The organism is Bacillus sp. ILBB4 (assembly GCF_035064545.1).
Lineage (GTDB): Bacteria > Bacillota > Bacilli > Bacillales > Bacillaceae_H > Priestia.
This window is the reverse complement of the sequence record NZ_JAIQVD010000003.1, coordinates 274,380-298,780: the sequence shown is the minus strand read 5'-3', so window position 1 is coordinate 298,780 and position 24,401 is coordinate 274,380. Positions and strand designations below refer to the sequence as shown.

Annotated in this window: 29 protein-coding genes; 6 read left to right on the top strand and 23 right to left on the bottom strand. The window is 39.2% G+C overall.

Annotated elements, in window-relative coordinates; genetic code table 11:
* Positions 1-28 precede the first annotated feature (28 nt).
* The 3 genes from LAV82_RS13550 to LAV82_RS13540 all read left to right on the top strand — a co-directional run bounded on the left by LAV82_RS13550 (position 29) and on the right by LAV82_RS13540 (position 1,563).
* Positions 29-493 (top strand): FixH family protein, encoded by a 465-nt coding sequence (locus LAV82_RS13550; RefSeq protein ID WP_211077805.1) that lies wholly within the window; start codon positions 29-31, stop codon positions 491-493.
* A 140-nt stretch (positions 494-633) separates the two neighbouring features.
* Positions 634-1,056 (top strand): NucA/NucB deoxyribonuclease domain-containing protein, encoded by a 423-nt coding sequence (locus tag LAV82_RS13545; protein WP_013057949.1) that lies wholly within the window; start codon positions 634-636, stop codon positions 1,054-1,056.
* Between the two features lie 162 nt (positions 1,057-1,218).
* Positions 1,219-1,563: a DUF1516 family protein gene (locus LAV82_RS13540; protein WP_028414497.1), complete on the top strand. Its 345-nt coding sequence runs from the start codon at positions 1,219-1,221 to the stop codon at positions 1,561-1,563.
* Between the two features lie 40 nt (positions 1,564-1,603).
* On the opposite strand, the gene LAV82_RS13535 is transcribed toward LAV82_RS13540, so the two are convergent.
* The 3 genes from LAV82_RS13535 to LAV82_RS13525 form a co-directional block, all read right to left on the bottom strand.
* The gene (locus LAV82_RS13535; protein ID WP_211077804.1) at positions 1,604-2,197 is read right to left on the bottom strand and encodes a hypothetical protein; all 594 of its coding nucleotides are present in this window, start codon (positions 2,195-2,197) and stop codon (positions 1,604-1,606) included.
* 155 nt (positions 2,198-2,352) lie between these two features.
* Positions 2,353-3,009 (bottom strand): TetR/AcrR family transcriptional regulator, encoded by a 657-nt coding sequence (locus LAV82_RS13530; RefSeq protein WP_098547681.1) that lies wholly within the window; start codon positions 3,007-3,009, stop codon positions 2,353-2,355.
* Positions 3,010-3,032: 23 nt separating this feature from the next.
* Positions 3,033-4,310: a glycosyltransferase gene (locus LAV82_RS13525; protein ID WP_499716267.1), complete on the bottom strand. Its 1,278-nt coding sequence runs from the start codon at positions 4,308-4,310 to the stop codon at positions 3,033-3,035.
* Positions 4,311-4,611: 301 nt separating this feature from the next.
* Between LAV82_RS13525 and LAV82_RS13520 the strand changes: the two genes are divergently transcribed.
* A complete protein-coding gene (locus LAV82_RS13520) occupies positions 4,612-5,157 on the top strand; it encodes a GNAT family N-acetyltransferase (protein ID WP_499716266.1) in 546 nt (181 codons plus the stop codon).
* 299 nt (positions 5,158-5,456) lie between these two features.
* On the opposite strand, the gene LAV82_RS13515 is transcribed toward LAV82_RS13520, so the two are convergent.
* From LAV82_RS13515 to LAV82_RS13460, 12 genes are all read right to left on the bottom strand, one after another.
* A complete protein-coding gene (locus LAV82_RS13515) occupies positions 5,457-5,942 on the bottom strand; it encodes a hypothetical protein (protein ID WP_053487488.1) in 486 nt (161 codons plus the stop codon).
* A 78-nt stretch (positions 5,943-6,020) separates the two neighbouring features.
* Entirely contained in the window at positions 6,021-6,689 is a 669-nt protein-coding gene (fsa, locus tag LAV82_RS13510; protein WP_211077802.1) for a fructose-6-phosphate aldolase, read from the bottom strand.
* A gap of 49 nt (positions 6,690-6,738) precedes the next feature.
* The gene (gnd, locus tag LAV82_RS13505; RefSeq protein ID WP_013057957.1) at positions 6,739-7,632 is read right to left on the bottom strand and encodes a phosphogluconate dehydrogenase (NAD(+)-dependent, decarboxylating); all 894 of its coding nucleotides are present in this window, start codon (positions 7,630-7,632) and stop codon (positions 6,739-6,741) included.
* 38 nt (positions 7,633-7,670) lie between these two features.
* Positions 7,671-9,665: a transketolase gene (gene tkt / locus LAV82_RS13500; protein WP_064471864.1), complete on the bottom strand. Its 1,995-nt coding sequence runs from the start codon at positions 9,663-9,665 to the stop codon at positions 7,671-7,673.
* A 28-nt stretch (positions 9,666-9,693) separates the two neighbouring features.
* Positions 9,694-11,196 carry a glucose-6-phosphate dehydrogenase gene (gene zwf / locus LAV82_RS13495; protein WP_013057959.1) on the bottom strand — a complete coding sequence of 501 codons (1,503 nt, stop codon included), beginning with the start codon at positions 11,194-11,196 and terminating at the stop codon, positions 9,694-9,696.
* 441 nt (positions 11,197-11,637) lie between these two features.
* The gene (locus tag LAV82_RS13490; protein WP_240524275.1) at positions 11,638-11,817 is read right to left on the bottom strand and encodes a hypothetical protein; all 180 of its coding nucleotides are present in this window, start codon (positions 11,815-11,817) and stop codon (positions 11,638-11,640) included.
* Between the two features lie 19 nt (positions 11,818-11,836).
* Positions 11,837-12,145, bottom strand: a complete 309-nt coding sequence (locus LAV82_RS13485) for a hypothetical protein (protein ID WP_240524276.1) — start codon at positions 12,143-12,145, stop codon at positions 11,837-11,839.
* A 105-nt stretch (positions 12,146-12,250) separates the two neighbouring features.
* The gene (locus LAV82_RS13480; RefSeq protein ID WP_499716265.1) at positions 12,251-13,105 is read right to left on the bottom strand and encodes a GAF domain-containing protein; all 855 of its coding nucleotides are present in this window, start codon (positions 13,103-13,105) and stop codon (positions 12,251-12,253) included.
* Positions 13,106-13,468: 363 nt separating this feature from the next.
* A complete protein-coding gene (locus LAV82_RS13475; RefSeq protein WP_499716264.1) occupies positions 13,469-14,035 on the bottom strand; it encodes a GNAT family N-acetyltransferase in 567 nt (188 codons plus the stop codon).
* 232 nt (positions 14,036-14,267) lie between these two features.
* Complete coding sequence (locus LAV82_RS13470; RefSeq protein ID WP_098288102.1) at positions 14,268-14,657, bottom strand: VOC family protein; 390 nt, start codon at positions 14,655-14,657, stop codon at positions 14,268-14,270.
* Positions 14,658-14,671: 14 nt separating this feature from the next.
* Positions 14,672-15,223: a shikimate kinase gene (locus LAV82_RS13465; protein ID WP_057273562.1), complete on the bottom strand. Its 552-nt coding sequence runs from the start codon at positions 15,221-15,223 to the stop codon at positions 14,672-14,674.
* An 11-nt stretch (positions 15,224-15,234) separates the two neighbouring features.
* A complete protein-coding gene (locus tag LAV82_RS13460) occupies positions 15,235-15,687 on the bottom strand; it encodes a hypothetical protein (protein WP_499716263.1) in 453 nt (150 codons plus the stop codon).
* Positions 15,688-15,842: 155 nt separating this feature from the next.
* On the opposite strand from LAV82_RS13460, the gene LAV82_RS13455 reads away from it, so the two are divergent.
* Complete coding sequence (locus tag LAV82_RS13455; RefSeq protein WP_211077797.1) at positions 15,843-16,163, top strand: hypothetical protein; 321 nt, start codon at positions 15,843-15,845, stop codon at positions 16,161-16,163.
* A gap of 115 nt (positions 16,164-16,278) precedes the next feature.
* Here the strand turns inward: LAV82_RS13455 and LAV82_RS13450 are convergent, their stop codons facing one another.
* The 6 genes from LAV82_RS13450 to LAV82_RS13425 all read right to left on the bottom strand — a co-directional run bounded on the left by LAV82_RS13450 (position 16,279) and on the right by LAV82_RS13425 (position 21,586).
* Positions 16,279-16,974, bottom strand: a complete 696-nt coding sequence (locus tag LAV82_RS13450; protein ID WP_499716262.1) for an ABC transporter ATP-binding protein — start codon at positions 16,972-16,974, stop codon at positions 16,279-16,281.
* Complete coding sequence (locus LAV82_RS13445) at positions 16,974-18,059, bottom strand: ABC transporter permease (protein WP_211077796.1); 1,086 nt, start codon at positions 18,057-18,059, stop codon at positions 16,974-16,976. Before LAV82_RS13445 ends, LAV82_RS13450 begins: the two co-directional genes overlap by 1 nt.
* 72 nt (positions 18,060-18,131) lie before the next feature.
* Positions 18,132-19,514 carry a sensor histidine kinase gene (locus LAV82_RS13440; protein WP_211077795.1) on the bottom strand — a complete coding sequence of 461 codons (1,383 nt, stop codon included), beginning with the start codon at positions 19,512-19,514 and terminating at the stop codon, positions 18,132-18,134.
* Positions 19,511-20,185, bottom strand: a complete 675-nt coding sequence (locus LAV82_RS13435) for a response regulator transcription factor (RefSeq protein ID WP_279772946.1) — start codon at positions 20,183-20,185, stop codon at positions 19,511-19,513. Before LAV82_RS13435 ends, LAV82_RS13440 begins: the two co-directional genes overlap by 4 nt.
* A 163-nt stretch (positions 20,186-20,348) precedes the next feature.
* Positions 20,349-21,227, bottom strand: a complete 879-nt coding sequence (locus tag LAV82_RS13430) for a PhzF family phenazine biosynthesis protein (protein ID WP_029322955.1) — start codon at positions 21,225-21,227, stop codon at positions 20,349-20,351.
* A gap of 14 nt (positions 21,228-21,241) precedes the next feature.
* A complete protein-coding gene (locus LAV82_RS13425; RefSeq protein WP_013057972.1) occupies positions 21,242-21,586 on the bottom strand; it encodes a YunG family protein in 345 nt (114 codons plus the stop codon).
* Between the two features lie 191 nt (positions 21,587-21,777).
* On the opposite strand from LAV82_RS13425, the gene LAV82_RS13420 reads away from it, so the two are divergent.
* A complete protein-coding gene (locus LAV82_RS13420) occupies positions 21,778-22,551 on the top strand; it encodes a DUF2628 domain-containing protein (protein ID WP_499716259.1) in 774 nt (257 codons plus the stop codon).
* Between the two features lie 57 nt (positions 22,552-22,608).
* On the opposite strand, the gene LAV82_RS13415 is transcribed toward LAV82_RS13420, so the two are convergent.
* A complete protein-coding gene (locus LAV82_RS13415; RefSeq protein WP_029322963.1) occupies positions 22,609-23,745 on the bottom strand; it encodes a GAF domain-containing sensor histidine kinase in 1,137 nt (378 codons plus the stop codon).
* Positions 23,746-23,825: 80 nt separating this feature from the next.
* Entirely contained in the window at positions 23,826-24,398 is a 573-nt protein-coding gene (locus LAV82_RS13410) for a GNAT family N-acetyltransferase (protein WP_499716258.1), read from the bottom strand.
* Positions 24,399-24,401: the final 3 nt, after the last annotated feature.

Sequence of the window (24,401 nt, the reverse complement as noted above, 5' to 3'; positions counted from 1 at the left end):
TTATGAAACGATGTGAGGTGCAGTAACAATGAACAAATGGAAAATACCCGGATTGGTCATACTCAGTACACTTTTACTTTCCGCATGCTCTGTAAACAGTAACGCAGACAAGCTCTACAAGCAGCCAAAGCCTCTGTCTGCGCATGTGATGCTTCCTGAAACTATAAAGCCACGGAGCACACAAGTACTAGAAGTACATGTGATGCAAGAAAATAAAACGGTGGATGATGCAAAAAGCGTTCAGTTTAAAGTGTGGAAAAAAGATGCCCCCCGTAAAGTTGAAACAGTAAAAGCGCACTATGACGGCAGTATGTATAAAGCAAAAACAACCTTTAAAGAGGATGGTATTTATTATGTTAAAACCGATATTAACGCGCGCAGTGAACACATCCTTCCTACTCAGCAAGTCACAGTAGGCAAATTATCGAAAGAAGAGTTACGTTCACTGCAGCCAGCTGAAAACGAAACGCATCATCATCACTCTCATCATTAGACATAAGCTCACGTTCAGCAGCTGTACGTGAGCTTATGTTTTTCTTATGAATTCTAGCTAGTTCCATTATATGTTTTTACATTTTTTTCTTATTACTTTAAAATAAAAGTGATAAACGTTTTATAAAGGAGTTTTACAGATTGAAAAAAATTGTTTCTGGAATTTTAATTTTAGTATTAGCCGTTATTGTTATGATTGAAGGAAATCCGTTAGAGCAGAACTCTTCAACGAATACCTCCTACGATGAAGTAATTACCTTCCCTGCTGATCGTTACCCTGAAACTGCAGCGCACATTCAACATGCAATCGATAAAGGAAAATCGGCTGTTTGTACAATCGACCGAGACGGGGCTGAGGAAAACCGCCGTGAGTCTTTAAAAGGCATTCCGACTAAAAGCGGCTATGACCGAGATGAGTTTCCGATGGCCTTTTGTGAAGAAGGCGGAAGCGGTGCCGATATTGAATATGTAAAGCCTTCAGACAATCGAGGCGCCGGGTCTTGGATCTCACATCAAGTAGACGAGTTTCCTGACGGTACGAAGGTTTTAATTGAAGTGAAGTAAAAAGAATGGTCATCGCGACCGTTCTTTTTTTATGTTGAGAGTCTGTATAAGAAAAAGAATAAAAAAGTAGAATTGTGCTTGCCTAAAGATACTCTTCACTTTTAAAATAAAAATGTATGTTATACATATATGCATCATCGTTTTATAGGAGGAATGAGTTTCTTGGACAATCTATGGCAGCAGTTACTTCCTGCCTCATGGCAATTAACTTTATTTATTTTCTTTTTTGTCTATATCTTGCGCTACAAACAAGAGAATAAATTCAGCATGCAGCTTCACGTGCTGCTTAAGTTTCTTTATGCCGTTATTTTGATTTTAAATGCGGTGTTGTTTTTAGTGGAAAGTCAGCGCGATTTTCTTTTTTATGCAACGCTTTTCATGAGTATCCTGACAATTATTTTGATGGAGTTCACGCTTTCTGCAAAAAAACAGAACGAGCTTGATTTTATTTCAGCCGTTTCTTGCTGTGTTCTTCCGATTTTTATTTCTTTACTTGAACTTAGTTAATGAACCAAAGGCCTCTGGTGATTCAGAGGCCTTTTTGATGTTATTGATCTTTGTTGTTACGGTCCATCATATCTTTTGGATCTTCTACAATATCTTCTGGATCACGGTTGTTATCTTTTTCATCATCTCGATACATCTTGTCATTTTTATCTACGCCAGGTACGTTATTGTTGTTGTTCATATTGTCTAAGCCCGTGTTTACAAACGCTACGTATACTTTGTCGATTTTACTATCTGCTTCTCTCACACGGTCCGCAATTTTTTGTTCAAAATCAGTTGAAACTTCATGGTAAGTATCGCCGTTATACGTTACGTTGTTGACCTTGCCCTTATCATTGTTGTCCGCTGCGTCATTTCCAGCTAGATCTACCGTTACATAGGCATTATTATTATCGCGAAGCACATATGCATCATCGACTTCCTTCATATCTTCTACATTTTGCGCTGCTTCAACTGACTTGGTCGGCTGATCCGTGTTATCCATTGGGATATTGTTATCAGCCCCGTCGTTTGTAGAAGTGTTGCGTAAGTCATTTTGAGTATTGTCCATTGCGTTATTGTCCTTATTTCCTCCGCACGCAGCTAGGCCTGAAAGGAAAAGAACCGAAGAAGCAATGATAAGTCCTTTTTTCATTTTTTCCATCTCCTTAAATATAGTTTGCAGTCGTATTATGCTTAATTTTTGCAAAACTATTCAAAGCGAGACGGAGAAGTGAAAAAACCTTTTTTAAAAATATACTTAATGCTGCTAGCAATATTACAAGACACATTTTAATGTTACAGCTGTACTTATTCTCCTAATAGCTTTCGGACAGCTATTGACAGCGTATTGACATGGCGTTCTACGTTTGCCGCCTCAGCAACTTGTTTCTGTTCATCGACGTTGTAAACCGGCGCTGGATTTTGTGTAATTCCGTTGATCGTTGTAGCCATAAAAGCTAGGAGATCATCTGTTGGTACAGACGGAGAGAAATTCTTTACTTCTATTTGCTGCGTGATAAAGTCGTGAAGCTTTTTTTGAATATATTTAAGGTTAGATACTTCAACTAGCTGATCTTCAATTTTCATAAAACGCTGAGGGTCTTTTGAATACAACGCTACTAGTGAAAAGTAAATTTCTCCTCCTGCTGTCATCGATTCTTGGATATGCTCTCCAATATACATAATAAAATTATGCAGCACTTCAAAGGGATCTTTTTTTGTCTGGAGTAGGGCTTCAATTTTATCTTTTACTTTATAGCTGACGCTTTCTTGATTAAGAAGTCCGACAAATACTTCATCAAGATTTGAAAAATATTTGTACACGCCTCCTTGACTCATTCCTGATTCCAAAACAATATCTCGCATGGCTACATCATGCACCGGTTTGCTCTTGCATACTCTTTTGGCTGCTTCTAAAATCTCTTGCTTCTTTTTTTCAGCGTATCCTTCCCTTACTTTTGGCATTTTTTTCACGCTCGCTTACTTTTTTATTTATTTCCGAATATCTCGAGTGTATCAATAATCACCTGAGCTGCTTTTTCGGCTCCTTTTTCAGCTCGGATTTGTTTTCCGATTTCTTGTACTTTGGATCGAATTTCATTAACTTGCGTATAGGAAATAGCTGCGGATAATTTTTCAGCCGTCAATTCTTTTCTCGGAATGGCTTTTGCTCCAGCTCCTAGCTCATGAATTTTTCTTCCCCAAGCGAATTGGTCATTTCCATAAGGAACAATAATACTTGGAACACCGGCTCGAAGGCCTTCCGCCGTTGTTCCTGCTCCTCCATGATGAACAACGGCAGACATTTTAGGAAACAGCCACTCATGAGGAATATCTTTTACAAATAAAATGTCTTCTGCTATCTCTTCCGTCTGATTCATTCCGCTTCCTCCTGTATTGATGATACCTCGTTTCCCGGCAAGTTTTAAGGCTTTAATCACTAAAGCAGTCGTTTCGCCTGCATTTTTTTTATCCCCAACACTTCCAAATCCAATATAAACTGGCGGTTCTCCAGCCTTTAAAAACCTTTCCAGCTTCTCTTCCGGCCGATAGCTATGGTCACTGTCCATAAACCAATTTCCGTAGGAATGAACGTGTTCAGGCCAATCTTTAGATACGGAAAATACAGTGGGACTTAATGAAATAATGGTTGGGTTAGCTGCTGTACGCTGCTTTGGATACGGACATGAAAAATCGTTAGGTCCTTCTCCATACTGCTGCACCCAATATTTTTTTAAAGGACCACTTACGACCTTCCAAAACCCCCATTCAAAAATATGATGAGTCAGCTTGTTGTATATTTTTCCAAATCGTGGTCGGTCGTAAAAAATTAGAGCTGGATAATCTTTTGTTGGTGTCATTGGAAAAGGGCTGGCTAAGATGCTTGGTATATTCATCTCTTTAGCAGCAAAATAGCCAATTGCTGCGCCTGGATGATATACAATTGCATCGGCTCCTTTGCAGGCTTTATGCAAATCTTTTTGTATATTAACCATCATACCCATCATCTTTTCATTTTTTAAGCTTGAAAAAAATTTGAGAGGATTGTCTGCATTAATCGCATCGTCTGCTGCTCCGCTCTCTATAACTTTAGAAACATCACCTCGAAGCATGGCATATTCAAATCCATACGATTCTATGAAGTTTTGATAAGCTTCTGAAGCCGCAATTCGCACATGGTATCCTTTCTTTTTTAACTCTAATCCTAAAGCCATAAAAGGCTGGGTGTCTCCTCGCGTTCCTGTTGTTAACATCGTAATAAGCATCATTTCAGCCTCCTTATATTAAAACGACAACGTTGTCGTTTTAATATAATGTAACCTCCTGAAATTGATTCGTCAATGTAAAAACGACAATTATGTCGTTTTTTTATTGCTATCCTTTATTTTCCTAAGGCACTTTTTGTAAAGATTGCTGCTTTTAATTATAACAAGGGGAAATTTCCTTTTTATAGTATTGTATAAAGAAAGGCTTATTCAGCTAACGGGCAGAAATGTTGAATAAGATAGGGTTTACTTATCCTTAAATAAAATATTTTCAAAACATCATAAAAAGAAGTGTGTAATATTGGGCAGTGAAAGTAAACTCATTATTTCTCCATTAAATAATGACTTAATAGAGGATATCAATATGACAAATGATTATTTTAAGCTATATGGCAGAGTTGTCCCCAGTTTACAATCAGGAAGATGGTCTTATAAAGAAGTTCTTTTTGATGAAACTAGAGAAACACGTTTTCCAGATGACAAACTTGATTGGAGCCAATATATAAACCGAGAGGATAAAGCTTTGTTTTTAGCTTATATGAATAATACTTGCATAGGCCAGATTAGAATAATTAAGGATTGGAATCACTTTTGTTATATTGAAAACATTGCTACTAAAAAAGATGATAGAGGCAGTGGAGTCGGAAAGTTGTTCTTAAATAAAGCAGAAGAGTGGGCAAAACAAAGAAAACTTATAGGAATGTCCTTGGAAGCACAAGATGATAATTTTGGTGCATGCAGATTTTATATAAAACAAGGATTCATACTAGGTGGAGTTGACACACTAAAACAGTCATATAACCCTACTATTGAAACTACTTTATACTGGTATAAGTTATTCAAGTAACGGGAGCTTTAGCGGAATAAATAATACAGTCGTTTCAACATAGGAATTTTAAAGAGTTAAATAGTTGAATTTGCTCGTCTTTAGTGAAGTCCGAAAGCGTGGCATAGATGTCTTTAATCATTGAGAAACCGCCTCCTGAAAGAGTATCTTATCACCTCTTATCAGGAAATACTCTATGCGAAAAGAGCCTTTCCTAAAGATAAACCCTCTCTTTATAAAGAATGAAAAAAAGATGCTTCGCGTTTTAAACGAAGCATCTTTTTCTAGTGCAGCTATGAATGCCTACCTACTTTTTTAAGTTAAACTGACCGTGAGGCAGCTAATTTCTCAATCGGGGCTTGTTCAATGTCTGCTGCTGAAATATGCAGCAACTTTTCTAAAACAGCCGTTATGCCCTCATTTGTTTTATTACTTTTCTTGCAGTCATTAATATGCTGATTCAATTGCTTTTTATAAGCCTCTGTATGAATGAGCCACTGACTTAAAAGCTCTTTTGTCGCCTTTCTTTCGTCTTCGCTTTTAGCTCCAAATAAGCTCTCCATATCAGGTTCTTGAATAATTAGCTTACTAAAATCTTCGCTTACTGCAAGCCAAAAATAGTTTTTTTCGTACTCGTAATATCTGTGTTCTTTTAATAAAAAGTAGCCAATTTCAAATTCAATGCGATAGAGCGGCATATTAACTTTCGGCGCATGAAGGCTTTTAAAGTTAATATGCTCTACGTCATCTACATAAACCTCTGAACCGTATTGGGTTTTAATAATCTTAGCGTCTACTGTATTCATGATGTTTACCTCTTTAGGGATATTATGAAAGAACGCGTGCATTCCTTCTCTAGAATGCGCACGTTCGTTATCTTTTACTTAGTTTTGAACAGCGTTTTTCCAATCAGCCGCAAATTTTTCAATTCCTTGTTCTGTTAAAGGATGTTTAACAAGCTGCTCGATTACTGAATATGGAATAGTTGCAATATGGGCTCCGGCAAGAGCTACGCGTGTAACGTGATCCGGATGTCTTACAGAAGCCGCAATGATTTGAGAGTCGATATTTTGAATGCGGAACAGCTCGGCAATTTTAGCCACAAGCTGTACGCCGTCTTCTGAAATATCATCAAGGCGACCAAGGAACGGAGATACATATGTTGCACCTGCACGAGCTGCTAAAAGCGCTTGGTTCACAGTGAAAATAAGCGTTACGTTTGTTTTTACACCTTTTTTAGCAAGGTAGCGAGTCGCTTCTAATCCAGCGATTGTCATTGGAAGCTTAATCGTAATATTTTGGTCCCCGCCGTTAATTTTAATGAGTTCTTCTGCTTGCGTAATCATGTCTTCTGCTGTTTCTGCATCCGGCGTCACTTCTGCTGAAACGGATTCTACTTCTGGAACAGTTTTTAAAATTTCTTCAATACGATCTTCAAACTTTACGCCTTCTTTTGCAACAAGAGAAGGGTTTGTTGTGACGCCAGATAAAACGCCCACTTTGTATGCTTTTTTAATATCGTCAAGGTTTGCAGTATCAATAAAAAATTTCATTTTTTCATTCCTCCATTAGTTTTTTTTACTATACCCACTATTTCACTTGTTATTTCTTTTCCACAGCATGACCGCCAAACTCGTTTCGAAGTGCGGAAACTACCTTTCCTGTAAAGGTATCATCTTCAAGCGAGCGATAGCGCATCAGTAAAGACATCGCAATAACCGGCGTAGCTGTTTGAAGGTCTAGAGCGGTTTCTACCGTCCATTTCCCTTCACCAGAAGAGTTCATAACTCCTTTGATGTCATCTAGCTTAGCATCTTTAGAGAATGCATTTTCTGTTAATTCCATTAGCCATGAACGAATAACAGATCCATTGTTCCATACTCTCGCCACTTTTTCGTAATCATAGTCGAATTGGCTTTTTTCAAGAACTTCAAATCCTTCTCCGATTGCAGCCATCATGCCGTATTCAATGCCGTTATGAACCATTTTTAAAAAGTGGCCGCTCCCTGCTTCTCCAGCATATAAATATCCGTTTTCTACTGCTGTATCGCGGAAGATAGGTTCAACAATTTCCCACGCTTCACGATCTCCGCCAATCATATAACAAGCTCCGTTACGAGCGCCTTCCATTCCGCCAGATGTTCCAACGTCCATAAAGCGGATTTTATTTTCTTTTAACTCGTTATAGCGTCGAATAGACTCTTTGTAATGAGAGTTTCCGGCTTCAATTACGATATCTCCTTCAGCTAAAAGAGGCTTCACTTCACTAATAACAGAATCAACAACCGTATGAGGAACCATCAGCCATACAACTCTTGGTGTTTCTAGTGACTGAACAAGCTCCTGTAAGCTTGATACTCCTGAAGCACCGTACCCTTTCATTTGTTCCACTGCGTTTGAATTTACGTCAAATGCTACAACGTCATGACGCTGATCCAATAAGTTTTGTCCTAAGTTAATCCCCATTTTCCCTAAACCAACTAATCCTACTTTCATGTGAACAGCTCCTTCTATTTATCTTTTCATCTTCTTATTTAAGCCTTTAGCAATTCTTTTGCTTGTGCCACTACGTTTTCTTCTGTAAATCCAAACAGCTTCATCACATCAGCTCCCGTTCCTGAAGCACCAAATGTGTCAATGGCTAACACTTTTCCTTTTGGTCCTACAAAACGTTCCCAGCCAAGTGAAATTCCCATTTCTAGAGAGATTCGTTTTGAAATAGATTCAGGCAAGACGCGCTCTTGATACTCTTTTGACTGCTTGTTAAACAGCTCCCAGCTAGGCATTGCCACAACCCGTACGGATGTACCTTCACGTTCTAGCTGAGCTTTAGCACTGACCGCTAGTGCTACTTCAGAACCTGTAGCGATGAAAATCAGCTCCGGTTTATCGTTTGTTTCGGTTAGTACGTAAGCTCCTTTAGCTAGGTCGTTGATATTTCGTTTTGTTTCTTCAAATACAGGCAAGTTTTGACGGCTAAGCACTAAGGCTACAGGACCTTCCACTTGCTGAAGCGCATAAGCCCAAGCGCTTGCTGTTTCATTCGCATCAGACGGACGGATTACGGTAAGCCCTGGAATTGCACGAAGAGAAGCTAAATGTTCAACGGGCTCATGAGTTGGTCCATCTTCTCCTACTGCTATAGAATCATGAGTAAACACATATGTGACCGGCAGCTTTTGCAGTGCAGCTAAACGAATCGCTGGACGCAAGTAATCATTAAAAACAAAAAATGTGCTGACAAACGGCTTCACACCGCCGTGAAGGGCCATTCCATTACCGGCCGCTCCCATTGCATGTTCGCGTACTCCAAAATAAATATTTCGGTTACCGAAATATCCAGGTGCGTAAGGGCCTTCTTCTTTAATGTCCGTCATCGTGGAATGCGATAAATCAGCGCTGCCTCCAAAAATAGATGGCACAGATTTAGTGAAATAATTAATAGCTTCTCCGCTTGCAACACGAGTCGAAATCGCTTTTTCTGATGAGAATGTTAAAATATCATTCACTTCAATTAACGCTTCGCCTGTGATGGCACGTTCTAATTCATCAGCGAGCATGGGGTGTTCTTTTTGGTAAGAAGCAAACAGCTCGTTCCACTCTGCTTCTGCTTTCATCCCTTTTTCTTCTAGCATTTCAAAATGGGCTTTTACTTCTTCTGGAACATAGAAGTTTTCTTCCGTTTCCCAGCCATAGGCTTGTTTTGTTGCTTTTGCTTCTTCTTCTCCAAGCGGATTGCCGTGTGCTTTATTTGTTCCCGCTACTTTTGGACTTCCGTATCCAATAATTGTTCTCACTTCAATGAGCGTTGGCTGTTCTTTGTTCTGCTTCGCTTTTTCGATTGCTTTTGTGACTTCATCTACATCATTTCCATCTTCTACACGTAAATACTGCCAGTTTGCAGATTCCGCTCTTTTTTGGATATTTTCACTAAACGAAAGATTTAATTCCCCGTCTAACGAAATATCGTTGGAGTCATATAAAGCGATAAGTTTGCCAAGCTTCATATGGCCAGCCATGGACATCGCTTCATAAGAGATGCCTTCCATCAAGTCACCATCGCCTACTAACGTATACGTATAGTGATCAATGACAGGGAATTTTGACTGGTTAAATTTCGCCGCTAAATGGGCTTCTGCCATTGCCATTCCCACTGCATTTGCAATTCCTTGACCTAAAGGACCTGTTGTGGCTTCTACGCCGTCCGTATGGCCAAATTCAGGATGTCCCGGTGTTTTACTGTTTAGTTTGCGGAAGCTTTTTAAATCTTTTATTGATACATTGTATCCGCTTAGATGAAGCATGCTATACAGCAAGCTTGAACCGTGCCCGGCTGACAAGATAAAACGATCTCGGTTAAACCAGCTTGAATTTGCCGGATTATGCTGTAAGTGATTCGCCCATAGCGCATAGGTCATCGGAGCCGCTCCCATCGGAAGCCCGGGGTGGCCTGAATTGGCTGCGTTCACCGCATCGATTGACAGGGTGCGAATCGTATTAACTGCAAGTGTGTCTATGTTGGTACTCATGTGTCATCCTTCTTTCGCTTTGTTTGTATTAAACTGGCTGCACTTCGCGTGATTGGCTCGCTGCTTCTTCATCCAGCCACCATTTAAAACCGTCTTTTTCTAAAAGTGCATTTGATGCATCAGGGCCGTGTGAACCAGCTGCATATTTATAAAGCGGCACTGTATTTTCCTCAAATGCTTCAAGAAGCGGCTGAACCCATTCCCAAGCTAGCTCTACTTCTTTCCAATGAGCAAAAAATGTAGAATCTCCCGCACATGCATCTGCAATAAGACGCTCATATGCTTCCGGTGCTCCTTCTTGTTGACCTGAAAAATTAATTTGTACAGGCTCAATATGACCATGATTAAATGGGTTTTTACTGTTCAACTGCAGCGTAATATTTTCATGCGGGTTAATTTCAATCATTAACAGATTTGGAGATGTTGTTTCTCCTTTGTCTAAGTACAACTCTTTTAACGAGTCTTTGAATTCAATAACAATTCGCGTCGCTTTTTCAGCCATTCTTTTCCCTGTACGAATGTAGAAAGGAACGCCTTTCCAAAGCGAATTATCGATATATAGTCTGGCTGCTAAAAACGTGTCCGTCTGCGAAGATGGTGATACGCCGGGCTCATTTACGTAGCTCTCCACTGAAGACCCGTTTATTTTTCCGGCCTCATATTGACCGCGAACAACGTCTAGATCCATATCTTCTTTTACAAGCGGACGAAGTGCTTTTAACACATTTATTTTTTCGTTTCGAATATCATCAGCGCTAATGCGAGCTGGTAAGTGCATGGCCGTCATCATCAGCATTTGCAGCATATGATTTTGAACCATATCTCGAATGGCTCCTGAATGGTCATAATAGCTTGCTCTTTCCTCTACGCCGACCGTTTCACTTGCTGTAATTTGTATATTCGCAATATGTTCGTTATTCCATAATGATTGAAGAATAGGATTAGCAAATTCCAGCGCTTCTAAATTTTGCACCATCGACTTGCCAAGATAGTGGTCAATGCGGTAAATCTCTTCTTCTTTAAACGCTTTGCTTAAGTTTTCGTTTAATTGTCGAGCTGACTGTAGATCATGGCCAAACGGTTTTTCAATAATTAACCGTTTCCAACCTTTTGTAGCACCTAAGCCACTGTCTTTAATATGCTCGGCAATTGTACCGAAAAATTCTGGTGCAACGGAGAGATAAAACATTCGGTTGCTTGGAATGTTTAGTTCTGCTTCGCGTGCTTCTACTAGATTTAACAAATTTTTATAATCTTCAGTATTCGTTGCATCCAATTGGCTGTAGCGAAAAGCTGAAAGAAAATGCTGCATAAGAGATGAATCTTTTTCGACGCGACGTGAAAAAGTATGAATGGACTCTTCTACTTTTTCCTGAAAGTCAGCGTCTGACATCTCCCTTCTGCCTAGTCCCACAACAGAAATTGATTTAGGAATTTTCCCGTCTACAAATAAATTATAGAGTGCAGGATAAATTTTACGTTTCGCTAAGTCACCTGTTGAACCGAATAAAACAAAAGTCATCGCTTCCATATCTCTTCCTCCTGTTAGGAAAAATATAATCTTTAAAAAGTAACTTTTTTTTCACTCGTTACTTTATGTAACCTATCTTATTCCTGAAATATTTTTTCGTCAAGATATAAAACTCGTAAAAAATCATTTCATTTTTTCATTTTTTCTTTAAACCTTATAGCAGCTTATCTCGGTTAGCTTATGGAAAAATAATGAAAATACTTTTTAGTTGAATTTAGAAAATAAAACTGCTTTAATGGATTTGATAGAATTGTATGAAAGTAAAAGCATACATAATGTTTGCATATATGCCGGGGAAAAATATCAAAAGGTGGAAGTGATATGAAAGCTCAACTAATGAAGATGTTTGAAGACCTATCTGTTTTTTACATAGAAAAATTGTAAAACACTTTAAAGGAGAAAGGAAGTTTGAGCTCTTTCTTTTGAGCTGCACGCACACCTTTAATGCGTGGCTACAGCAAGAAGCGTAAGCATCATATAGAGGCTAAAAACAGCAAATAAAACAAGAACGGTATAGACTAGTCTTCTACCTGTTTTGCCTAAAAAGTAGACGTTTACTAAACTAAAATACACGCTTGCTGCGCATAAAACGAACGCAAGAAACTCTTTACACTCGTTCAATGTCATTTAAAAACCTTGATTACAATAAATTTGAAGGTCCCTGCTGACAGAAAATGGTACGGTCCACCACCTTATCAAAACCCCCATAAACATAAGGATTCCAACTACGTTTAACGTCAGCTGGAGCGTTCTCTCCTTTTTCGTATTCACGTTTATTTCTGTAGATTCTTTGAAGTTTGCTCGTATGTATTTTCCCCCCTTGCATACAACAAAAAAGATCGTTAGCCATACGCAGGCCTCTCCCACGGCTATCAAAAGATGCGTAATGATCATCACGCAAGGCTTCAATGAAGTTATATTCTTTATCTATATTCACTTTATGCTGCATTTGATGCTTTCACAGCTTCTGAGCATACCAGCTTGTTTTTTTCATTTCGCATTGAATTATATACATACAAAAAATAAGCCCTGGCTGATAGAGCCAAGGCTTGGTTCATGTTTTGATTAAGTTATACCCTACACATTGAAGAGCTTGTTGAATATTTTTCACGACTTTTAACTGTAAGTTTCTCAAATCATGATTTTTAATTTGCTCTTTCGCAAATGTTGGCGTTACACCTGTTATAACTGCTTGTGCACCCATGAGCTGAAGTGCTGTAATCATTTTAAAGAAGAAATTCGGAAACTCTTTTTCTCTCAAAAGCAGCTTCGATAAATCAATGATAAAGTAATCTATTTCATTATGAGCTGCATCGTGAAGCACATCTGTCATAATCTGATCCGCCCGCTCTTTATCAATAATACCTTGAAGAGAAAGAATCGAAACACCTTCTGTAATTGGAATAATTGGGACGCTTAAAAATCCCATCTGATATCGTGTTTCATCCAGATCGATCATGTGGGATAAGATACCTGCCATTGATTGTAAAAAATCAATGTCTTCTCCTGAAAATTCTTTTTCTTCCTTGTCCATTACACAGAGTGTTCCAAATACATTTCCTTTTAAATCTTTTAATGTGACACCTAAAAAACCTTTTACCTGCAATTGATCCGTTACTTCTAGCCGTTTTGTAACGGCATCCTTCATCAGATTTGCCGTATGCATAACGTCTCCGTCATTCATAATAATTAAGCGGCAGTATGTACCTCCGTATTCAACGCTGTATCCTTCAGGAATAATCTCTTCCTTCTCGTTATTTGAGCTGAAGACCGTCATCGCTGTTTCTCCTCTTCTAGTTACGTACGTTGTACTGACATTCAGCTGTTTGGTAATAACCTCAAATAATTTTTGCGAAACAGACCGCAGTGAATAAAAATGAGGAACTTTATTTTCTCCATCAACGTTCATTTAGTTACCTCCATCGCAACTATCATTCTCTCTGCCATAAGTGCATTCTTTCATAAAGATACGCACAGCTTGGCTATAACTTTTTTGTAGTATGAGAGAGGACGGCTATATTGCCTCTTTTCTATCTTATACATGCTAGATTTGACATATGACATGATTTCACATAAGAAAAACTTCTTCCGTTCATGAAGGAAGAAGTTTTAAATTATATAAAAATCTCACACGTCCTCATTTTCCCTCTATTTCCCGTATTAGGATATATCAAACTAAACTGCCTAATTCAATTATGGATCAAAAAGCAAACACTTATAGAAAAACAGCGAGATTGGCATTCTATGCAAGGAAAGCATAGAACACAGGGTATTAGAGCTTCTGCTTCATCCGGTTGTTCCATTCTCTTCGCAGAATTCCCATTTTGACACTATCAAAATATTCACCGTTTACGATACGTGCTTCTCTGATTCTTGCTTCTTCTTTCATACCTATTTTTGCGGCTGTTTTGATCATTCTGATATTGCCTGACCACGTAGACATGCCGAGTCTATGCAAAGGTGTAAACTCAAATAAAAAGTCGATCCACATTCCATAAGCTTCTGATCCATATCCTCCGCTCCAATAGTCTGAATCGTAAATGACAATTCCAGTTTCCAGCCAGTCTGTATATTTGTCCACCCAGTAACAGTTCACTGTTCCCACAGCTGTTTCATCAATAATAACCGCAAGCATTCGGGGAACTGATGGATAAATCTCATACTCTTCTTCCCATGAATTCATATACTTTTCTTTCGTCAGCTTTCGATCTGGTATGTACGGAGCATTCCATTTTTTCGCTTCTTGTTTTTTCTCTTCATATTTCCAGTAATAGAGCGTATTAGCATCTTCTTGTGTCGCTTCTCTTAGCAACACTTTTTTTCCTATTAGTTTTATCATGGGAGGCATTACTCCTTGATTTATGAAATGGCTTATTAAATTCTAGAAACTTAAAGCGGATTTTAATACACATTTGTACAATCATAGCGTTGAATAATGAAGAAAAGGAGTAAATTTATAAAGAATATTATTGCTACTGCCAATCAGCAGATGAAAATGAAAAGTAACTTATCCTGCTTTGCCCGTAAAACACCGAGACAATATTATGCTCCCGGTGTTTTTTATTTTTGCTCTATTTATTACTCCCGTTTTCCATAACTGCAAAATAATTATCTTCACTGTCTGAAAAGTTAAAGACTTTTCCTGAAGGCATAGATACGATTTCTCCCACCGTTACGCCTTTAGCTGTTAAGTCTCTGTATAATTCATCCACATTCTCTGTAAAAAACATCAGTGAAGGAGTCCCAACGTTTAATTCTGGCTGCATTTTTGCTATTAGCTGTTTATTATGAAGGATAATGGTTGTTTCGGCACTCTCTACCGGTGCCAGCTCAATCCACCTCATACCTTGTTCATTATTTTGTTCAGACATAACATGAAATCCCATCTTTTCTGTCCAAAACTTTACCGCTTGATCTTGATCGTTTACATATACCATAATTTGACCGACTTTTTTAATCATTGCTTTCACTCCTTTTATATGGATAAAATAATTTCTTCCGCTACGGTATCTGCGGACTTTTCCTTTGTATAGATCGTTTGCTTTGCCAACTTTTGATTGGATGGGTGGGTTACAAAATGTTTGTTAAGTTCAAAAACATCGTTGTCATCGGTTATTTGAAGCAATCTTTGATGCAATATTTGTATGGACTCTTCTTTGTCAGTACTCGGAAGCAGTAAAAACAGAGACTGGTAAGGTTTTAAGGTCTTTTCCACTTGTTGAAACAGCTTTATGTCTTCATAAACCGAGTGGCCGGCGCCAAAATCAATTACCGCGTGCTTGTAATCTTCTAGTATTCTTTTAACGGCATAAGCTTCAAACGGCTTCCAATAGGCGTACATGCCTTGAAATCCTTGTTTCTCTCGAATATGTTGCTGTGTTTTTTTGCTGAATCCTATCTCGTGATAGTAGGGAAATCGCACTTCATCCATTGAGCACTGAGGAATCTTTAGTTTTTTTGCTACTTTTTCACCCACCGTCGTTTTTCCCGCGCATATAGGTCCAATGAGAATAATAGGGGTTTGCATAGGCTCTCTCCTTATTTCACTTCCAATACAAACGCGTACGATGCATCTCCATTAGATACATTTTGTTGACTTTCATCCATCCACCATACTGAATATGAGTAGTAGTAAGTGCCCGCTTTAGAAGGTGCTTTCAGCTTATTTTTCTTCAGTGGTATTTCCACTTCATGGTTGTTTTGTATTTGTGCCATATGCTTTTCGTTGGGCTGCCGCTTATGCTTGATAACAAGCGATAGCGATTCATTTGCTTTTACTTTAATAGGCTTTTCGGTTTTTAATAATTCTGAAGGTCCTGCTGTATCCACACACGTGTTTTTCCAGCAGTAAGTGCCAACTTTTGTTTCATAAAGATGGTTGCTTGCTTCGAGATACGCTTTTGGCGGAGGTTCTTCAAGAACTCCACTGCTTGAACATCCTGTAAAGCTTGCCATGAGAAGTCCAAACGCGGCTGTTTTCCATGTTCTCATCATTTCATCACCTTTTTATTATTTCTTCATGGCTCTTTCATTTCCTGTTTCTTATTTTATTCCTTCCTAAATAGCGTTGTTTTATTTTCGCTACACGCTTTTTACAGAAGTGGAATATGAATAACTAACCTATTTACTAACAAAGGAGTGAACGTATGGAGGCGACAAATCGAGATGACAAATATACCTATAATGAAGAAAGCAAAGTAAGTTTTGAAGAGCTAATTGCTGCAGGAAATTCTTTGAAAACAATCGGTCAAATTATGGAGCTGATTGGAGCTGCAAATCTCTTTTCTCTTAATGAACGACCAACTCCTGGAGACAAACAAGTCGTATCGGGAATTGTGCTTCAAACGATTGGTCAAATTATTCATACGACCGGAATTTTTCAGCAGCTAGGAGAGCCAAGTGATGAAGTGATGCTTCAGGGACAGAAAAATGAAATTGCTGGAACGTCATTAAAAACGGCAGGCTAAGGTTTAGAAACGGCAGGAGAGATTAACTTATTTAACGAAGAACAAGAAAGTACGCCTCCATCGCTTAATTTTATACCATAAAAAAAGTGCTGCTCTTGACAAGAGCAGCACTTTTTTAGACTTGCACGCTATTTGATTCTACTAATTTCCCATCTTCCATCCACACAACGCGATCGCATAAATCCAGCATTCTTTGGTCATGGGTAACCATTACAGCTGACTTGCCCCTTAGCTTCACTTCATCTGCGAGCATTTGCATGGCTGCTCTTCCTCGCTCTGAATCCAAGCTTGCCGTAGGCTCGTCTGCAAAGATAATTTCAGGGTTATTCATCCACGCTCTTGCAATCGCTACCCGCTGACGCTCTCCGCCGGATAGACTTTCAGGGTAGTGATGTTTTCGATGAGCAAGGCCTAGTTTTTCAAGCAAATCATCCGCTCTTTTTTTCGCTTCTTTATTTCGATTTCCTTCTAGTTCCGTTACAAGAAGAAGCTGATCACGAACCGTTAAATACGGAATTAAATTAGCTGATTGAAAGATAAAGCCGATTTTCTTCAAGCGGATGCTGTTCATTTGCCCGGGAGACATTTTATTAATCTCGTCTCCATCAATAATTACACGTCCGCTAGACGGTGAAAGTAGCGCCCCTGCAATAGATAAAAAGGTACTTTTCCCAGAACCTGAAGGACCGACAATCGCCACAAGCTCTCCGGCTTTTACACGCAGCGATAGGTCATTTAACACGACTACAGCGTTTTCTCCTTCTCCAAACGACTTGCTAACATTCTCTAAAACTAATTTTTCTTCACTCATTAAACAGCCCTCCCAATCGCTTCAACCGCATCTACTTTTGCTACGCGATACAGCGACAATAATGAACTCAGTACAGAAACAGCTACAAACAGCGCTGAACAGCCTGCGATTAGCGATAAATCCAAGTAAAATGGCATCGAATCGGGCAAAATGGCAGCTACTCCGTATGTCAGTCCAATACTAATAGCGAGACTACATAAAGTTAACACAACCACTTGAGATAAAATCGTCCGCGCTAAGTAACTTGTTTTTGCTCCTATCGCTTTTAACACCCCAAACTGATTCATTTTTTGAAGCGTCATCACGTAGAAAAAAACGGCTAATACAAAAGCTCCAATGATAAACAGAAACGCGATCATCATTAAAAGCGAGCCTTGTTCTTCTTGATAGCCAGGAATACCCTTTAACGCTTCATCTTTACTAATCACGTCAATGTTAGACCCCTTTTTTTGAAGAGCATGCGCTTTTTTATCGTTCATGTTTAACACCACTGCATTAAAGGCACCTGTGCTTTCAATTGTCTTCCACTCTGTAAGATTAATATGAATAACAGGCGCGTGACTAAACGACTGATTTTTTGTAAAACCAACAATTGTAAAGCTTTTTCTTGAAGCCGTATCTTTTATCGTATCACCTAGCTTTACTCCTTCTTCTTTTAGCGAAGAGTCCGCCACGGCTTCATGTTTCGCATCGTCCGTAATCATCTTCCCTTCTATTACGTTCGGAGCTAAAAAGCCGCTTGTGCTTATGGCAAAAAACGAGGCGTCTATTTTTTTCTGTTTTCCTTCATTTATAACGGCTGTCATCATCACACCAAGCGGCTCAGCATTTTTCTTGCCGCTTAGTTGTTGAATATCTTCTGTTTTGTTTGCGGATAAAACAGAGCGCGTCAGGCGCTGATCCGCTTCTTTTTGAAGCACAACGTAATTTCCTTTCATTTCTTGAACAGCTGAAGCATTGTCAGAGGAAAGCCCCTTTGCTAAGCCTGATACAAAAAGCACAAGCCATACAATTAACACCATAATCACGCCAATGAGTAAGTAGCGCAGCTTCGCATGTTTCAATTCACGTAAAGCCAAAAACATCTTTCTTTCATCTCCTTTTTTAATTCTATTTAAAGTATAAAAATAAAAAATGAATGGAAGATGAACGGCTCATTACATTTTCGGAAGATAAACGTGAAAGGTGCTGCCTTTTCCTTTTTCACTTTCAACGTGAATGGAACCTCCGTGCATTTCGACAATTTGCTTCACAATCGCTAAACCAAGACCGCTGCTTCCTTCCGTCCGGCTTCTTGCTTTATCTTCTTTATAAAAACGATTAAAAATATGCGGGAGGCTTTCTTTTGACATGCCGATTCCCGTATCTTGAAATTCAAGGTGGCAATGCGTGTCTTCCATCTGCACGCGAAGAGACAGCGTTCCTCCTTCTTCCGTAAACTTTACGCTGTTTGTAATCAAGTTTGTCCACACTTGATGAAGCAGTTTTTGATCGCCTGAAATCATCGTTGAAGGAAGATCCATTTCAATAGCTAACTCTTTTTCACGCCAGCTCCACTCTGTCATAAACAGCACTTGCTTGATTTGAGCTGCAACATCAAACGGGATTTTGTCGATATTCTGACTTTCTTTATCAAGTGAAGCAAGCGTAAGCAGTTGTTTGCTGAGCGACGACATGCGCCGGCTTTCTTCTTCAATAATAGACAGATACTCATTTCTTTGTTCATCAGAAAGATGTGCAGAACGGAGCGTTTTCGAAAACCCTTGAATGGACGCCAGCGGAGACTGAATTTCATGCGACACGTTGGATACAAATTCTTGGCGCATCTCTTCAAGCTGCTCTAAACTTTTCGCCATCTCAGAAAAGTGTGAAGCAAGCGCGCCGATTTCGTCTCGGCGCTTTACGTACAGCTCGACGTTGTATTTTCCTTTTGCCACTTGTTTTGTCGCTTCCGTTAGCTTGACAATTGGTTTTACTAAATAACGCGTACTAATAAGTACAAATAAAATACTTAATATAATCATCACCAGTAAAATAACCGAGAAAAAAATGCGCATTTCCCCGAACTGCAGCTGAATATCAGGGCGGATAAACAGCGCTTGCTGCTTATTACTTTCTCCTTTTAACGGCACGCCGATGGTATTGGCTAACTCATTATCAAAAAATCCCGTCACAAACACCTGTGAAGGAAAGTTTGCAATTCCGTGATACATTTTTCCGTCCAGTACTTGTTTGACAGCACTCTTTTCTAAGCGCTGATTTCTAAATTCCCGTCCGTAAAACGTCTCATGTCCGCTGATGTCCACCACATATATTTGATAGCCTAATTTACTGATATGCTGTAAATAAGCTTGTTGATCCACGCCCCTATTGCTTTCGTAAAAGCTCGCAATGTCTTTTGCCATACGCGTAAGCTTTTGATCGTTATAAGGTTTTAAGCTGTACTGATAATAAACGTTTGCTAAAATAAACGCTAGGAGACTGCTAAATACCATTACAGCGATGGTCGTCAGGACAATCCGCAAATAGAGCGTCTTCATTTTGCCTTCACCTCAAGCTTGTAGCCGACTCCTCGAACCGTCGTAATGACAAAATCATCGGTATGTTCAAACCTTTCGCGCAGCCTTTTTACGTGTACATCGATTGTGCGGTTATCTCCGTTAAAATCCGCTCCCCATATCAGATGAATTAATTCTTCTCTTGTGAAAATTCTTCCTGGATAGCTCGCAAGCTGAGCTAATAATTCAAATTCTTTCATTGGAAGAATTAACAGTCGCCCGCTGCAGTGCACTTCATAGCTTTTTCGGTCGATAGAGGTGTTGTTCAGCACGATCATTTTTTCATTTACCACTTCGTACCGGCGAAGCAGGGCTTTGATTCGGAAAATCAATTCTTTTGGTTCAAACGGTTTTGTCACATAGTCATCTGTTCCTGCTAAAAAGCCTTTTTCTTTGTCTTCCAGCTGATCTTTTGCCGTTAATAAAATAATGGGAAAATCATAATAGCTGCGTATTTCTTCGCAAACTTCATACCCGTCTTTATGAGGCATCATAATATCGACAACCGCTAAATGAATGTGCTGCTTAGCAAGCAGACCCGAAGCTTCCTCACCGTCTTCTGCTTCATGCACCACATAGCCTTCAAGCTGCAAATAGTGACGAACTAATTGCAGCATATGCTCATCGTCATCCGCCAGTAAAATGTGAATCATTTCTTCTGCCACTCCTTTTATCAACCATTTAAAATGGCGGCCTTTTGGCCGCCATTATTTATTCTTTCAGTATCTATCTGTTTACTAGTGTAACCAAACTCCGTGGTCCTATTGCGTTTTTATTAGGATAAGAACTTATTGTGAACAGCAGATGAACAGCTTGTTACAAAATCCATTCACCGCGCGCAATCATCTCTACTTTTCCGCCTACTTGAATGTGAAATTTCTCTCCGTCATAACTAGCTTTTACATACAGCAGTGAAGGTCTTCCTATTTCGTATCCTTGTTCTATACGTATATCAATAGCTGGTTGATTAAAATAGCCGCATTTAACTAAATATGCTGCCAAACAGCCGTTGGCGCTGCCGGTTGCCGCATCTTCTGGAACACCGTAGTAGTCGGCAAAATCTCGTACGTTTAAGTGATGATCTTGGTGATAGGTTTCCGGTGAAAATACCATAATTGCTTTTGCTTCCGTGTCTTCTATCAGTTTGAAATATTTTTCTTTGTCCACGTTTATCTCTTTAGCTGCTTCTAATGATGTTAACGGGACAAGGATAACCGGCAGACCGGTGGATACTTCTTGAACAGGAAAACGCGTGTCGATATAAGCTTTATCAAGGTTTAACACGTCCGCCACTCGCTTTTTATCAAGCACTTTCCCAAACGTCGGCTGACCTTGTGTCATCCACAGCACATCTTTTGGTTCATCGTATGTAACGGGCGTAGGACCTGCTTTATAATGAAGAATAAGCTCCTCTGTATCTTTTTCTTCTAGTTCTTCTCGGATAACATAAGCGGTTCCGAGCGTCGGATGTCCTGCAAATGGCACTTCTTCATTAGGCGTAAAAATTCGCACGTTATATTCCCCTTTTGCAGAAGAAGACGTAATAAACGTCGTTTCAGAGAAATTAATTTCTTTAGCTATTTGCTGCATCTCTTTGTCTGAAAGGTTTCCTGCGTCTTTAAAAACTGCGAGCTGATTTCCCGTATATTTTCTCTGTGCAAATACATCAACAATGGAATACTGAATACTTTTCATTTATGTGTTCCTTTCTAAAGCAAATTTTCATGTATAAAATAGGTCATTACGTTTTTCTTTAAAGCCTCATATTGCTCCTTATTCGTATCCATAAACGCTTCTTCCCGACTGGATAAAATGTCTGCATAATGGAGAGGCTCGCGAAATTGTTCTTGTGTAAAATCACAGCGCTGTTCATCAAGCTGATTATAGAAATGCCAGCCTTCTTTACACGGAGTTTTTAAAATATATCCTCCTTTTAGATCTTGAACGACAAGGGCCGTTACGCCGCACTGTCCCTTAGAAGGATTATCAGCCGTCCACTTCGTGCTTGAATGAATTGACCACGATTGGTGCAGGGCTTTCTTTAAATGATTCATGCTCAAGCAGCTCCTTTTTCTTCAAATCTACCATATTATTCTTTTTTTATGAAACTTCTTGTTGAAAAACCCATAGCACAAATATTCTTACTTTAAAAATAATTTAAGGAAGAATAGAAAAATACTAGAAATAATGTATAATAATAGAGTCATTTTAGATGATAGATTATAACCAACGAAAGGTGTTTTAAATGGAAGAACAAGCAGTAAATGAACTCGTTTCTTTTGAAGAAGAGCATAAAGTAGTTCGAACGAATACGTCGTATTATGATTTAAAATGGGGAAAAACAGCCAATCCAGCTAAAAACAACACGTGGAACTGGGCAGCCTTTTTTCTGACAAGCGCTTGGTTTGCATACCGAAAAATGTATAAGCACTTTTTTATTTTATCGCTTATTGAAGTAATTTGGTTTTCCCTTTTGTGCTTTGTAGACATACCAGAGTGGTCCGATGCAATTGTGTTCGGCGGCGCTTCACTTATTACAGGGCTATGTGCAAACCGCTGGTATTATAAGCATGTTAAAAACGTGTTAGCTCGAGCCGAAGCTCAGCCGGAGCAGCGGAAAGAAGCTTATCTGCAAATAAAAGGCGGCACTCACATCGGAATTGCTATTGGTTTAAGCATCTTGGCGCTTGTAATTACTTTTGGAGTCGGAGCGGGATTATCATTTTTACCAACAAAAACGAATATTAAAGATGTAGTTCGCTACGGCGACGAAGCAATTACGCTTGAAACGTACAACGATCATCCAAAATGGACCTATATTAAAAAAGAAGGCCGTCATCATGTTGTGCAATTTACCGGCTACGATTATACAGAAAAAGAGCATGTACGCATTGTGTTTAACGTTTATTTCGATAAACAAATTTACGAATGGGACAAAATTTACATCAACGGCAAAAAGTTAAATAAAAAAGATGCGGAAGACTATGAATATTGGATTGAAGACAGTTCAGCATATTAAAAAGGTCAGCAAAAAAGAAAGGATGAGTGCTTGCTCTCCTTTCTTTTTTGTTTTATCTTAAAGCGTCAAAGGCAGCTTCACCGTCACTACCGTCCCATTCTCATCACTTTCAATCGCAAGCTTACCGTTATGCTCGTTGATGATCGTTTTACAAATAGAAAGCCCTAACCCCATGCCTGTTCCATCTTTTGTTGAGAAAAATGGATTTCCTACTTTATTAATAATGGATAGCGGAATGCCAGAGCCGGTATCTTGAATGTCAATAAGAGCCCAACCTTCCCATTCTTTGATAATAAGATTTACTTCGCCGCGTTTCTTTTTCTCCATTGCTTCAATGGCATTTTTCAATAGATTCATAAACACTTGTCTCATTTGAGCAGGATCGATTGATACAAGCGGAATGGCTCCTTCTATTCTTACGTTCATTTCGACATTATACAGCGCAGCTTCACTTTTCAAGAAAGCAACGGTATCATGAATAACTTCTACAATCGATACGATTTCTTTTTTAGGCGCTGTTGGCTGCGTAACAAGCAAGAAGTTGTTAATGAGTTCATTCATACGATCCAGTTCATCAAGAACAATTTTTTGAAAAGGCTCTGCCTGTTCATTTTCATTAAATAGAAATTGGATAAAGCCGCGCACCGACTGCATCGGGTTTCGAATCTCATGCGCTAACCCTGCTGCTAGCTGCCCTACGAGCGCCAGTTTATCAAGCTGCAGAATTTTCTCTTCAATTTTCGGCAAAACAGCCGCTTGATTTTTATAAATAATATGAGACAAAATACCAGCCAGCCGGTTTAACCCTTGAATTTCACTTTCGCTAAACTGATAAGGATCCGGATCGACCGCGCATAAGGTACCAAACATTCTCCCGTCTTCTAGCACGATAGGTGTTCCTAAATAAGAACCTACCCGAGCACCATCAATGATGGCTAAATTAGACGTTCTAACATCGCGTATTGTATTGGGAATAACAAGGGGTTCATCACACGTGACTAAGTTGCATACCGCAAGCTCTAACGGTAGCGTCAGTCCATCCTCTACAAGGCTACCCCCTTCTTTATTAAAGGCTTTCATAACTGAAAATTGTTCGTCGAAAATCCCTACAAATAGTGTCCTGCTTCCGACTACTTCGCTAGCCATCTGCAATACGTCCCAAACGGCTTTTTCATTGATGTTCCTCTCTTCCATTACCTTAGTCACCTACTATTTAAATATAGACTGCTCTATTCTCTTATTCTCATTATAAATTTTAAATGTAAAAACGTATATCAAAATTTTAAGAACTCGTTTATTTCTTCTATTTCATCATTAGGGTTAAGGATAGCCAAGACTTGATGGTCTTCCCATATGCCATTAATATTTACATTTTTTCTAGCAATTCCTTCCCTATGAAACCCTGCTTTTTCGAGTACGCGCTGAGAAGGCAAATTACGTGGCATGACGCCGGCTTCAATGCGGTGAAGATGCAGCTCTTCAAACGCATAGCCAACAAGTACTTTTACAGCTTCTGTTGCGTACACTTTTCCATTATGATGCTGATCTAGAAAATAGCCGATAAACGCGCTTTGTAAAGATCCGCGCAGCACTTGAAAAAGACTAATGGTGCCAATCAACTTATTATTCTCTTTTTGAAAAAGACCAAAATAGTATTCTTCATCGTTTTTCCTATTCTCTTCATGACGCTGAATTTTTTCTACTTGGCTTTCCAACGTATAAAAAGAATGCTCTCGAATCATAGAAAACTGTTCAAAAAAGCCGCGATTGTCCTTTTGTAACCGAAGGCTGTCATGCGCATCGCTGACAGTTAACGGGCGTAAATAAATAGAGTGACCCTCTATCATACT